The following is a 12858-nucleotide window of genomic DNA, read 5'->3' as shown; positions in this document are numbered from 1 at the left end:
GCAACGCGGAACACTAGGTAATATCACGCCTTCGTTACATCACCTCCCTGATGTGACGACAAGTTTGGGAGACGTGGCCGAGAGGTCGAAGGCACTCCCCTGCTAAGGGAGCATCTGGGCCAAAACCTGGATCGAGGGTTCGAATCCCTCCGTCTCCGCCAAGTCGCCTTGGCGGAACACCCCCGGCTCTTCGCGGAGAGCCGGGGGTTTTTTCTTTCCCGAGTTCGCGCGTTGGCGATACCTCGCGCGTCGATTCTTTCCCCCCTCTTCGAGCGAGAACCACGATGTCGACCATCACTACCGATTCCGGCCTGCAATACGACGACCTCCAAGTGGGCGACGGCGCAGAAGCCACTCCCGGCCAGACCGTGACCGTTCACTACACCGGCTGGCTCACCGACGGCAAGAAGTTCGATTCGAGCAAAGACCGCAATGACCCGTTCGCCTTCGTGCTGGGCGGCGGCATGGTCATTCGTGGCTGGGACGAAGGTGTTGCCGGCATGAAGGTCGGCGGCAAGCGCAAGCTCGTCATTCCGCCCGAACTCGGCTATGGCGCACGCGGCGCCGGTGGTGTGATTCCGCCGAACGCAACGCTGGTCTTCGAGGTTGAACTGTTGGAAGTCTGAGCCATCGAACGCCGTATCTGACCGATAACGATACGGCCGATGCAACAGACACCCCCGGTGCCTCGCTGGCACCGGGGGTGTTGTCTTTTTACGTGGGCCTTCGTCATGAGCGTCGGCCACACAAAGGAGCCTTACGAGGTGTCTCACTCAGCAACTCCTGCTTTACGCGTTTCACGATTCTGGTTTCCCTTCTCGCTGGTGCTCTTCGAGTTCGCGGTCTACATCTCGAACGACATGATCATGCCCGGCATGCCGCTGGTGACGCGCGAATTCGGCGCGTCGGCGGAAATGACGACACTCGCACTCACCGCCGCCATGCTGGGCAACGCGAGTTTGCAATGGCTGCTCGGCCCGCTCTCCGATCGCTTCGGACGCCGTCGCGTACTGCTCTCCGGTCTCACGATGTTCGTGCTCGCGTGTCTGGCGATGCACTACGTGCAGACGATGCCGCAATTCATTGCACTGCGATTCCTGCAAGGCATGGGCTGCTGCTTCGTGCTGACCGTGGGCTACCCGACCGTACATGAAGCCTTCGAAGAAAAGACGGCCGTGCGGGTGATGGCGCTGATGGCCAACGTGTCGCTGCTCTCGCCCTTGTTCGGCCCGCTCGCGGGGGCTGCTGTCGTGTCGTATTGGCCGTGGCGCAGCATCTTCTGGTTGATTGCGCTGGTGGCCGTGGCGTCGTTTATCGGCCTGTATCGCACGATGCCGGAGTTTTCACGGCATGACCGCAATGCCCTCAACGCGAAGGCGCTCTGGGCCGGTTACAAGCTGCCGCTCTCGAGCGCGCGGTTCTGGCGCGGTGCGGTGCTGACAGGCGTGGCGATTACGCCGTTGCTCACGTGGATTGCACTGGGCCCGGTGTTCCTGATCGAGCGTGCCGGGCTGTCGCAGATGCACTACGCGATGTTGCAGGTGCCGGTGTTCGCGGCGCTGATTCTCGGCAACGTGGTGCTCGCGCGTCAGGTGGGCCGCTGGTCGAATGGCCGGTTGCTGGCCACCGGGGTGGCCGCGATGCTGATCGGCGCGGCGGTATCGCTCGTGGGCACGGCCATTCTGGCCCCCGGGTATCCGGCGCTGCTGGTCGGCACATCGCTGCATGCGTTCGGCATGGGCATGAGCTATGGCGTGGTGTATCGACAGTCGCTGTTTGCCGTGGACAGCCCCAATCGCGCGACAGTCGCGGGCATGCTCAGCATGATCACCATCGTCGTGGCGGTGGCCGTAATCGAGGCGATGAAGATGGCGTATCTGCACTTTGGGGATGCGGCACTCGGCATTGGCGCGATGATGGCGGCAGCGCTCGTTGCCGTGCTGGCAGCGAACTTCGTGCCGCCGCCGGCGCAGGACGTGCTCGCGCAGCCGGGGCGTCAGACGTAACCCCGTCCATGTGAAGGCGCTGGCGTTAGCCAATCAACGCCGTTGAGAGGCAACAAAGCAACAAGGCAACAAAGCAAAAAGCCAGCGAAAGCAATTTCGCTGGCTTTTTGTTTGTGGCGACCGGATCGATTCGTCAGCCGTGTGCGCGCTCGTTACCGGCCGCTTCCGCGTGTTCTGCGTGTTCGGAGTGCTCTGCGTGCCCCGCATGTGATACATCGGCCTCCTGAGGCGCTACGCGCGGTTTGGCGGCCGGCGCAGTCGTCACGTTGGGTGCGGGCGTAGCAACGGCTGCTGTAGCGGCAGTGACGGCAGTGTCCGGCGCGGCTTGGCCGTCGTCGGCGTAGTAGTCGCGCTCCCACTTTTCATGATTCGTCTTGGCTTGTTGCAACTCGGGTGTCAGCGGTGCGAACGCCAGCAGCAACCGATTCAGCCACGACACCGGCACCTTGCAGGGGCGCTCGAAATCGACGAACAGCACCACACGGGTTTCGTTGGTGTCGTTGTGCACTTCATGCGGATAGGCGTCGTCGAAGATCACCGCACGATTGGCCTGCCACACGTAGCGTTGCCCATTCACTTCAATCCAGCATTGCTCGCGCTCGCGCGGCACCTTCAGCGCGAGGTGCAGGCGCAGCACGCCGTTATAGGGGCCGCTGTGCAGGGGAATCTGCTTGCCCGGCGAGAGAATCGAAAAGAAGGCCGTGCGCAATCCGGGAATGCCATCGAGTGCAGCCGCCGTCGCCGGACATCGCGCGAGGTTGCGCTCGGCACGCATGCCGTAACCGAGAAACACGAAGGTCTGCCACTGGTGGTCTTGCGTGATGGTGGCGACGTCGGGGGAGATTTCGTGGAAGGCCGGGAGGCGGCCGGGCGTGGCGAGCACGGCTTCGAGTTCTTTGGCGATCGCCGGGGCCTGTGCTTCGAGTGCGCCGACCCAAGGGAACAGGGCGTTATCGAAGATAGGCCGGTCACCGACCAGTGAACCCCGGGCAATGCGGCGTTGCGCGGCTTCAACACACCGGAAAAAAAATCGGGCAAGCCAGCGGGGCAGGGTACGGTTGGGGTTCTGCACAGGCGATCGTGTAGCACTCAACGGCGGCCTCCAGGGCGGGAGCGGGGGAACCGATCCGGCAGGTATGTGTCCTTAAGAGCGGCATACAGACCGGGCTTTTGGGTACAATTGTCGCGCGGTCCGGCCCTGCCGCCAAGCCTCACGGGGGAATCTCTCCGGCAGACGCGTTACGAGAGGTTACGGCAGGTTACGGCACAAACGCGCTTGTGTGCAGATCACAGGCGCACGATGCCGACGGGACGAAGGGGAGGGGCAGGATGCGTTCAGCCCCGGCAGGCGGGTGCATACACGATGCTGCATCGGAGACGACAGGAGACGCATGAGCGCGCAAACGACACAGCATCCACGCACGACCAAAGATAAGTTGCCTCGGCCATTCGTGCCTCTCAAAGCGTTTTTTGCTGCGTTGATTGTCGTGTTGTTCGCTGGCCTCGGCATGAGCCAGTCCGCGTACGCCAAGTACGCCATCGCCCAGTATGGCGAGCCCAAATACCCGCAAGGCTTCACCCACTTCGATTACGTCAATCCGGATGCCCCGCGCGGCGGCACGCTCACGCTGGCCAATCCGGACCGGCGCACCAGCTTCGACAAATTCAATCCGTTCACGCTACGCGGTTCGGCACCGGCCGGTGTCGCCAGCCTCATGTTCGAGACACTGGGCATCGGCAGCGGCGATGAGCCTGCAACCGTCTATGGCCTGCTGGCCGACGACATTGCGGTGTCGCCCGACGGCGCCTCGGTCACGTTCCACCTGAACCCGGCCGCACGTTTCAGCAACGGCGATCCGGTGACCGCCCAGGACGTCAAATACTCCTTCGACACGCTCATCAGTCCGCAGGCCGCCCCCGGATTCAAAGTGATGCTCTCCGACGTGAAGGGCGTCACCGTGCTCGACAAAAGCCGCGTGCGCTTCGACTTTCGCCGCGTGAGCCCCGATCTGCCGCTGCTGGTGGCGGGCGTGCCGGTGTTCTCGCCGAAGTGGGGCATGGGCCCGGACGGCAAGCGCAAGCCGTTCGACGCGCTGACCTTCGAGAAGCCCATCGGCAGCGGCCCGTACCTGATCGAGTCGTACGACGGCGGCCGGCGTATCACCTTCAAGCGCGATCCGAACTACTGGGGTGACAACCTGCCGGTGCGGCGCGGCACTTTCAACTTCGAGCGCATCGCGTACAAGCTGTACACGGACGATATCGTGCGGCTCGAAGGTTTCAAGGCAGGCGAGTTCGATGCAACGACCGAGTATCGCGCGCGCAGTTGGGTGCGCAGCTACGTCGGCAAGCGCTTCAAGAGCGGTGAGCTGGTCAAGCGCGAGTTCGGGCACCACAACGCGGCCGGCATGCAGGGCTTTATTTTCAACACGCGGCGGCCGATGTTTCAGGATGTGCGCGTGCGCCGCGCGCTCGATCTGGCGCTGGACTTCGAATGGCTCAACCGCCAACTGTTCTACGACCAGTACCAGCGCATCTACAGTTACTTCACCAACAGCGATCTCGCGGCGCGCGGCCTGCCGACCGCGGATGAGCTGAAGCTGCTCGAACCGTTGCGCGCGAAGCTCGACCCGGCCGTGTTCGGACCGATGGTCGTGCAGCCGACGACGACGCCCCCCGCGAGCCTGCGCGAAAACCTGCGTCAGGCGCGTGAGCTGCTCGCCCAAGCGGGATGGACGTATCGCGACGGCGCACTGCGTAACGCGAAGGGTGAGCCGTTCGAATTCGAGTTCATCGACGACGGCGGTTCGATGGGCCCGGTCGCTTCAGCCTACGCGCGCAATCTCGCCAAACTCGGCATCACGCTGAACTTCCGCACGAGCGACTTCGCGCTGTATCAGAAACGCATCGAGACCTTCGACTTCGACATGATCTCGTTGCGCTTTCCCGACTCGCAAATTCCGGGTACCGAGTTGATCGACCGCTTCGGCAGCCAGTCGGCCAATGTCGACGGCTCGGATAACGTCATCGGCCTCAAGGACCCGGCCGTCGACGCGCTGGTGGCGGCGCTGGTGCGTGCCCACACCTATGAAGATCTGGTGGCCGCGGCGCGCTCGCTCGACCGCGTGCTCTCGCACGGTTACTACATCGTGCCGCACTGGTTCTCGTCGACGCACCGCATGGCCTACAAAAGCTATCTGCGCTTTCCCGACACGCTGCCGCTGTACTACACCGCCGATGGCTGGCTCATCGCAATGTGGTGGGATTCGCGTGTCGGCAAGCGCGCGGACAGCACCGACCGTCACTGAACGCCGGGCACCTACAGGAGCTGTCTTCCACTATGTGGTCCTACATACTCAAGCGTCTGCTGATCATGATCCCGACGCTGCTCGGCGTGATCACCCTGACTTTCGTCGTCATCCAGTTCGTGCCGGGTGGTCCGGTCGAACAGGTGATTCTCGAGCTCAAGCATCGCGGTGGCGGCGGTGAAGCGAGCGGCGGGGGCAGCGGCAACAACTATCGCGGCCGCAATGGCGTCGATGCCCAGCAACTCGCCCAGATCAAGGCGCTCTACGGTTTCGACAAGACGCCGGCAGAGCGCTATTGGCTCATGCTCAAACGCTTCGCGCAGTTCGATCTCGGTCAGAGTTATTTTCACCATCAGAGCGTGTGGTCGCTGATCGTCTCGAAGCTGCCGGTGTCGATCTCGCTCGGGCTGTGGACCTTCTTCCTGACGTATCTGATATCGGTGCCGTTGGGCATCGCCAAGGCGGTGCGCAACGGTTCGCGCTTCGACACGCTCACCAGTCTGGTCGTGCTCGTCGGCTACGCCATCCCGGGCTTCGTGCTGGGCGTGCTGTTGCTTGTGCTCTTTGGCGGCGGCTCGTTCTGGCAGGTGTTTCCGCTGCGCGAACTCGTCTCGGACAACTGGGCCGAGCTGTCGTGGCCCGCGAAAATTACCGACTATCTGTGGCACATCACGCTGCCGGTGACGGCGTCGGTCGTGGGCAGTTTTGCCGTGGTGACCATGCTCACCAAGAACGCGTTTCTCGACGAAATCCGCAAGCAGTACGTGCTGACCGCGCGCGCGAAAGGGCTCTCGGAGCGCAAGGTGCTGTTCAAGCATGTCTTCCGTAATGCGCTGATTCCGCTCATCACCGGCTTCCCCGCTGCCTTCATCGGTGCGTTCTTCGCGGGCAGCCTGCTGATCGAAACGCTGTTCTCGCTCGACGGGCTCGGCCGGTTGTCGTTCGAATCGGTGCAACGGCGCGACTATCCGGTCGTGCTCGGCTCGCTCTACCTGTTCACGCTGATCGGACTCGTGACCAAACTCATCTCCGACCTGTGCTACGTGCTGGTCGACCCGCGCATTCAATTCGACCGACTGGAGCATTGACGTGAACCGATCCGACACGCCATCGCCGCGTCCGCCTCGTTCGTCACTGCCGCCTGCTGCGGCACCTGCCCGTGCGTCGCAGTCGTCATACACGTCGCGCTCGCCGCGCTGGCGCGTCTGGCGGCGCTTTCGCAGCGAGCGGCTCGGCTACTGGAGCCTCATCGCGTTCGTCGTGCTGTTCGGCATCAGCCTGTTCGCCGAAGTGCTCTGCAACGACAAGCCGTGGGTGGTGCGTTACGAAGGCCATTGGTACTTCCCGCTGGTCAAGACGTATCCCGAACTCACCTTCGGCGGCGACTTCCCTACGCCGACCGATTACCTCGATCCGTTCATCGAGAAGCGCATTCGCTCGGGCGATAACTTCGCGATCTATCCGCCGGTGCGCTACAGCTACGACACCATCAACTACTTCGCGAAGGTGCCCAATCCGGCGCCGCCGTCGTCCGAGAACTGGCTCGGCACCGACGATCGCGGCCGCGACGTGTTCTCGCGGCTGCTGTACGGCTTCCGGCTGTCGGTGATCTTCGCGCTGGCGCTCACCATCTCGGGCACGCTGCTGGGCATTCTGGCGGGCGCCGTGCAGGGCTTCTACGGCGGGCGCATCGACCTGACGCTGCAACGGTTGATCGAAATCTGGGGCTCGCTGCCGGAGCTGTATCTGCTGATCATCTTCGCGTCGATCTTCGAGCCGCAGTTGTGGCTGCTCTTCGTGCTGCTGTCGCTGTTCGGCTGGATCGGGTTGTCCGATTACGTGCGCGCCGAGTTCCTGCGCAATCGCCAGCTCGATTACGTGCGGGCGGCGCGGGCGATGGGGCTGTCGAACTGGCAGATCATCCGGCGGCATGTGCTGCCCAATAGCATGACGCCGGTCATCACGTTTCTGCCGTTCCGCATGAGCGGGGCGATTCTTGCGCTGACGAGTCTGGATTTTCTCGGTCTCGGTGTGCCGCCGCCAACGCCGAGCCTCGGTGAGCTGCTGAGTCAGGGCAAGGCGAATCTCGACGCATGGTGGATCTCGCTGGCGACGTTCGTGGTGCTCGTGCTCACGTTGTTGCTGCTCACGTTCATGGGTGATGCGCTGCGTAATGCGCTCGACACGCGCGTGGCCGACAAGCAGGCTGCCGCCGGGGGGGTAATGTGAGCGCGCCGCTGCTGAGTATCGAAAACCTGTCGGTGCGCTTTGGCGATACCGAGGTCGTGAAGGATCTGAGTCTTGCCATCGGGCGTGGCGAACGCGTGGCCCTCGTGGGCGAGTCGGGCTCGGGCAAGAGCGTGACGGCGCTGGCCATTCTGCGGCTGCTGCAAGACGCGCAGGTGGAAGGCAAGGTGCTGCTCGATGGCGTCGATCTCGCTTCGCTGCGCGAGCGCGACATGCGGGCGCTGCGCGGCAACGACATCGCGATGATCTTTCAGGAGCCGATGACCGCGCTCAATCCGCTCTATCCGATCGGTGAGCAGATTGCCGAGGCGCTGGAACTGCACGAGGGTTTGTCGCCGAAAGACGCCAAGGCGCGCGCTATCGCCTTGCTGCGCCGCACGGGCATCCCCGAGCCGGAGCGTCGCGTATCGCACTTTCCGCATGAGTTGTCCGGCGGGCAGCGCCAGCGCGCGATGATCGCGATGGCACTGGCATGTCACCCGAAGCTGCTGCTTGCCGATGAGCCGACCACAGCGCTCGACGTCACCATTCGCGCGCAGATCATGGAGCTGCTGCTGGAGTTGCAGCGTGACGCCGCCGCGACGCGCGGCATGGCGGTGCTGCTCATCACGCACGATCTGAATCTGGTGCGCCGCTTTGCCGAGCGCGTGGCGGTGATGGAGAAGGGCGTGCTGGTGGAGTGCGCCGACACCGAAACGCTGTTCACCCAGCCGCAGCATCCGTACACGCAGAAGCTCATCAACAGCCGGCCGCAGCGCGAGATTCACCCGGTTTTGCCGATTGCGCCGGTGTTGCTCGAAGCGAAAGGCGTGACGGTCGATTACTCGATCGCACAGCCGGGCATGCGCGGCTGGTTCAAGCGAGGTCTGTTCCGCGCGGTGCATCCCGTCGATTTGTCGCTGCGCCAAGGCGAGACGCTGGGCGTGGTGGGGGAGTCGGGGTCCGGCAAGTCGACGCTGGCGATGACGCTGCTGGGGTTGCAGCGGGCGAGTGCGGGGCAGATCGAGTTTTTAGGCGAGCCGTTGGCCAGCTATCGCGGCATGGCGCAGCGTACCTTGCGCTCGCATATGCAGATCGTATTTCAGGACCCGTACGGCTCGCTGTCGCCGCGCATGACTATCGAGGAGATTGTCGGCGAGGGGCTGGCATTACACCGTCCGCAGCAGTCGGAGGCTGACCGCCGCGCAAGGGTCGCGGATGTGCTCCGCGAAGTGGGCATCGACGCCCGCGCGATGTCGCGTTATCCGCATGAATTCTCGGGCGGTCAACGGCAACGCATTGCCATTGCCCGGGCGCTGGTGGTCGATCCGCAGATCCTCGTGCTCGATGAGCCGACCAGTGCGCTCGACGTGTCGATTCAGCAGCAAGTGCTCCATCTGCTGGCGCAGCTACAGGTGAAATACAACCTGAGCTACCTCTTCATCAGTCACGATCTGGCCGTCATGCGGGCCATGGCGCACCGCGTGCTGGTGTTCAAAGACGGGCATCTGGTGGAGCAGGGCGATACGGAATCAGTATTTTTTGACCCGCAAAACGATTACACCCGGGAACTGGTCGCGGCTGCCATGTTGTAGTCACCTCAAGTTGCGTGACGCCGCGGCGAAACATCGTGCAACGTCACGAAACGTCGGCTAAATCACAAGGGCTTGATTGTTAATGAAAATTTTCTGATTGTATTGATTGTTTTTTTCTATTACCTTTTGACATCGTGTGACGTTCACATTACTATCGCGTACCAATTAAGTTGAATATTCAACGAGTTAACCGAAGCGAAAGCGAGGGTAACCCCGAGATATCCGACATAGCACCACCGTAGTTGCACCTGACGAGCTACTCATCGGCCATCCGACACCCTCAACCCGGCGACCAATGCAGACGAAACCTAAGCGCACCCGCAAGACTCTCCTTCTCGCGTTCACTGCCGCTGGGCTCGTCACCGCCTCGTTGACGGCAAAGGCTGACGACTACAACAACGGCCCCTCGGCCGCCGCCCGCGCTGCGGCGGCTGCCATTCAGGCCGCTTCGCAAACTTCCTCCTCGACTTCGACCAGCAACGCCTCTGCGGGCGTCACGGGTATTGCAACGGGCGATACGCCGGTTGCCGCCGTGGAAGAGTCGCGCGTGCAACGTGCGCAGAAGCTGCTCTCGAATGTGACGGACAAGGCGTCGGACGTCGTGCTGGGCGCGCTGAACTACATCGGCGTGCGCTACAAGTACGGCGGCAACACACCGGACAGCGGTCTGGATTGCAGCGGCTTCGTGCGCTATGTGTTCCAGGACACGCTCAATTTCATGCTGCCGCGCCGCTCGGAAGAAATGAGCCAGGTGGGCGAGCGCATTGCCAAGACCGATCTGAAGCCGGGCGATCTGGTGTTCTTCAACACCATGCGCCGCAGCTTCTCGCACGTCGGTATCTATATTGGTGGCGACAAGTTCGTGCACGCCCCGGCCACCGGCGGCAAGATTCGCGTGGAAACGCTGAGCGAGTCGTACTGGTCGGCCCGCTACAACGGCGCGCGTCGCGTCGAGACGCTCAAGGCCAGCGCCGAGCTGTCGCGCGTCGAACAAATCTTCAAGAACGATCACCCGATGTAAGTGGCGGGTGTGCCCGGGGCAACCGCCGGGACGCCTGAGCCAGACGAACAAAAGAAATGCCGCCCTCGGGCGGCATTTCTTATTGCGGGCGCGGATTGGCGCGAGTGGGTTCAGCGGGCGGCTTGCTGGGTGCCGCTGGCCGCCTGTGCCTGAGCTTCGGCGAGCTTGCGCTGAATCTGCGGCCACAACTGCGACACGGCTTCCTCGCCCGCCAGAATGGCGCGATTGCGCCCCTGAAAGTCCGAGGCTCCCATCTTGGCCAGCGACGGGCGAATGACCACGTCGGCGTTCTTCTCCAGTTCGTACTGCTTGATCGACTGGCCCATGATCGTGAATGTCTGCATCAGGATGTCGAACTGCCCCTGCGTTGCCTGTGCGGTCGGGTTGGCCGAGATGTCGACCGCGATCACGAAGTCGGCGCCCATCTGACGCGCGTACTCGGCCGGCACCGGCGCCACGAGGCCGCCGTCCACGTAATCGCGGTTGCCGATATGCACCGGCTCGAACACGCCCGGCACGCTGCTGGACGCCCGCACGGCCTGCCCCGTGTTGCCACGGCGGAACAAGATCGGCGCGCCGCTTTGCAGGTCGGTGGCCACAATGCCGAGCTGACGCGGCATCTGTTCGATCGGACGGTCCTTGAGGATCTTGTTGACATACGACTGGAGCGCTTCGCCGCGTAGCATGCCGCGTGAGCGGAACGGCATGGTCCAGTCGCTGATCGAGGCTTCGTCCATCGTCGAGGCCAGACGGTTGAGCTGGAAGCCGTTCAGACCCGAGGCGTACATGGCGCCCACGACACTGCCGGCACTCGTGCCGACGACGATGTCAGCGTGAATGCCACGCGCTTCCAGTGCCTTGATCACGCCCACGTGCGCAAAGCCACGTGCGGCACCGCCACCGAGTGCCAGCCCGATCTTCAGGGGGCGGACAACCTTGGGCGGCGTGACCGGTGTGGCGGGTGTTGCCGGCGTCTGGGCGAGCGGCGTAGCGGGGGAGGTCTGGGTTGCCGGGGCATTCCCGCCATTGGCGCTGATATCGACGGACGGGGCGCTGGCGCAACCAGCCAACACGGCGGCCACGGTCAATGCCGCAAGCGTGGGGCGCACACGGCGCAAAGTGGGGAACAACGGCAACAAGGGGAGAACTCCAACAGGGCGGGACGGGCGAGTACGGCGGCAGAAGCACCGACGCGCAATTTTACGGCGATTGGAGCGTCACGAACACCCATCAGTTCACTTTTGGCGCGGGAAGTCGAAGGGCGTCGACTTGTCAGCGTCCTCGCGGAACCTTCTCCGGCAGGGTTCGTCTTACCTGCCGCAACCCTCCGCTGTGCCCATCCCCCGTCTCCTCTCGCCATGCTCCCGCAACGATTCACTCGGGAAATGGTGAATATCGAAACAAATGCGAATAAGAATCATTTGCTTTGATATGAATATTTCATTATGCTGTTCCTCTGTGCAAAACCGTTTGCCGCCGATTGCCGGGATCTTCAGCGGCTTTCCGGGCGCATTCAGATTCACTCGCACTCACTCTCACTATTTCTCCGGGGAACTGCCCATGAAGGCGACGACGATTGGCAAACTGACGCGACTGACGGTGCTGGGGGCCACGATGGCCGCGGCATTCGGCGCGCAAGCCGATACCGATAAGGTGCTGAATCTGTACTCGGCACGTCATTACCAGACCGACGAGCAGCTTTACGGCACGTTCACCAAGCAGACCGGCATCAAGATCAATCGCATCGAGGCGGATGACGCCGCGTTGCTGGAGCGTCTGAAAGGCGAGGGTGCGAAGAGCCCGGCCGACGTGATTCTGATGGTCGATGCAGCCCGTCTGGCCAAGGCCGACGAGGCAGGGCTCTTCCAGCCGGTGAAGTCCGCCACGCTCGACGCGCGCATTCCCGCCAAGCTGCATGCCGCAAGCACCAACAAGGGCACCGACTGGTATGGCTTCTCGACGCGCGCTCGCGTGATCGTCTACAACAAGGACAAGGTTGACCCGAAGACGGTGGCGTCTTATGCGTCGCTGGCCGATCCGAAGCATAAGGGGCAGGTCTGCACGCGCTCGGGTTCGCATCCGTACATGCTGTCGCTGGTCGGCGCGCTGATCGCACGTGACGGCGCGGCGGCGACCACGAAGTGGGCGGAAGGCATGGTCGCGAACTTCGCGCGTGCACCGCGCGGTGGCGATACCGATCAGATCAAGGCGGTGGCGACGGGTGAATGTGGTGTGGCGCTCGCCAACTCGTATTACTACGTGCGCATGGCGCGCTCGGACAAGCCGGAAGACAAGGCGCTGATGTCGAAGGTGGGCTTCCTGTGGCCGGATCAGGCCGGCGCAGGCACGCACGTGAACGTTGCGGGTGCCGGTGTAGCCAAGCACGCATCGAACCGCGACAACGCCGTGAAATTCCTCGAATACCTCGCCAGCGACGAAGCGCAGCAATACTTCGCCAACGGCAACAACGAATGGCCGGCCGTGCCGACGACGAAGGTCGATAACCCGGCGCTCGCTTCGCTGGGCGACTTCAAGGCCGAGACGGTGCCCATCGGTACCATCGCGAAGAACCTGCCGGAAGCGCAGCGTATTCTCGACCGCGCGGGCTACAAGTAATACCGTGACGCGTCGCGGCTGACGCGTTGACTGCCTGCCAAATGCAAAGGGCGCCGGAGGATCTCCGGCGCCCTTTGTTTATCGTG

The 12858-nt window shown here is 63.0% G+C and carries 10 protein-coding genes and 1 tRNA gene; 9 read left to right on the top strand and 2 right to left on the bottom strand.

Annotation, left to right across the window (positions count from 1 at the left end; translation table 11 throughout):
* The first annotated feature begins 67 nt into the window (after nucleotides 1-67).
* The 3 genes from CDV44_RS11215 (at nucleotide 68) to CDV44_RS11205 (ending at nucleotide 2006) form a co-directional block, all read left to right on the top strand.
* Nucleotides 68-161: transfer RNA gene (locus CDV44_RS11215), tRNA-Ser, on the top strand.
* A gap of 123 nt (nucleotides 162-284) precedes the next feature.
* Entirely contained in the window at nucleotides 285-626 is a 342-nt protein-coding gene (locus CDV44_RS11210) for an FKBP-type peptidyl-prolyl cis-trans isomerase (protein WP_087688131.1), read from the top strand.
* 138 nt (nucleotides 627-764) lie between these two features.
* Nucleotides 765-2006, top strand: a complete 1242-nt coding sequence (locus tag CDV44_RS11205) for an MFS transporter (protein WP_170935952.1) — start codon at nucleotides 765-767, stop codon at nucleotides 2004-2006.
* Nucleotides 2007-2139: 133 nt separating this feature from the next.
* Here CDV44_RS11205 and CDV44_RS11200 read toward each other — a convergent pair whose 3' ends face one another.
* The gene (locus CDV44_RS11200; protein WP_249277511.1) at nucleotides 2140-3099 is read right to left on the bottom strand and encodes an aspartyl/asparaginyl beta-hydroxylase domain-containing protein; all 960 of its coding nucleotides are present in this window, start codon (nucleotides 3097-3099) and stop codon (nucleotides 2140-2142) included.
* Nucleotides 3100-3397: 298 nt separating this feature from the next.
* Here CDV44_RS11200 and CDV44_RS11195 point away from each other — a divergent pair, with 298 nt between their 5' ends.
* From CDV44_RS11195 to CDV44_RS11175, 5 genes are all read left to right on the top strand, one after another.
* Nucleotides 3398-5314 (top strand): extracellular solute-binding protein, encoded by a 1917-nt coding sequence (locus tag CDV44_RS11195; RefSeq protein WP_087688129.1) that lies wholly within the window; start codon nucleotides 3398-3400, stop codon nucleotides 5312-5314.
* Between the two features lie 32 nt (nucleotides 5315-5346).
* Nucleotides 5347-6402, top strand: a complete 1056-nt coding sequence (locus CDV44_RS11190) for a microcin C ABC transporter permease YejB (protein WP_087688128.1) — start codon at nucleotides 5347-5349, stop codon at nucleotides 6400-6402.
* Nucleotides 6403-6448: 46 nt separating this feature from the next.
* Nucleotides 6449-7543 carry an ABC transporter permease gene (locus CDV44_RS11185; RefSeq protein WP_087688724.1) on the top strand — a complete coding sequence of 365 codons (1095 nt, stop codon included), beginning with the start codon at nucleotides 6449-6451 and terminating at the stop codon, nucleotides 7541-7543.
* Nucleotides 7540-9135 carry an ABC transporter ATP-binding protein gene (locus CDV44_RS11180; RefSeq protein ID WP_087688127.1) on the top strand — a complete coding sequence of 532 codons (1596 nt, stop codon included), beginning with the start codon at nucleotides 7540-7542 and terminating at the stop codon, nucleotides 9133-9135. The genes CDV44_RS11185 and CDV44_RS11180 overlap by 4 nt, the downstream gene beginning before the upstream one ends.
* Nucleotides 9136-9430: 295 nt before the next feature.
* On the top strand, nucleotides 9431-10156 hold the full coding sequence (locus CDV44_RS11175) for a C40 family peptidase (protein WP_087688126.1): 726 nt from the start codon (nucleotides 9431-9433) through the stop codon (nucleotides 10154-10156).
* 110 nt (nucleotides 10157-10266) lie between these two features.
* Here CDV44_RS11175 and CDV44_RS11170 read toward each other — a convergent pair whose 3' ends face one another.
* Nucleotides 10267-11355, bottom strand: a complete 1089-nt coding sequence (locus CDV44_RS11170) for a patatin-like phospholipase family protein (protein WP_371328764.1) — start codon at nucleotides 11353-11355, stop codon at nucleotides 10267-10269.
* Nucleotides 11356-11716: 361 nt separating this feature from the next.
* On the opposite strand from CDV44_RS11170, the gene CDV44_RS11165 reads away from it, so the two are divergent.
* On the top strand, nucleotides 11717-12772 hold the full coding sequence (locus CDV44_RS11165; protein ID WP_087688125.1) for a Fe(3+) ABC transporter substrate-binding protein: 1056 nt from the start codon (nucleotides 11717-11719) through the stop codon (nucleotides 12770-12772).
* Nucleotides 12773-12858: the final 86 nt, after the last annotated feature.

Source organism: Pandoraea sp. PE-S2R-1, from assembly GCF_002179865.1.
Lineage (GTDB): Bacteria > Pseudomonadota > Gammaproteobacteria > Burkholderiales > Burkholderiaceae > Pandoraea.
This window is presented reverse-complemented; position numbering and strand designations above follow the sequence as displayed.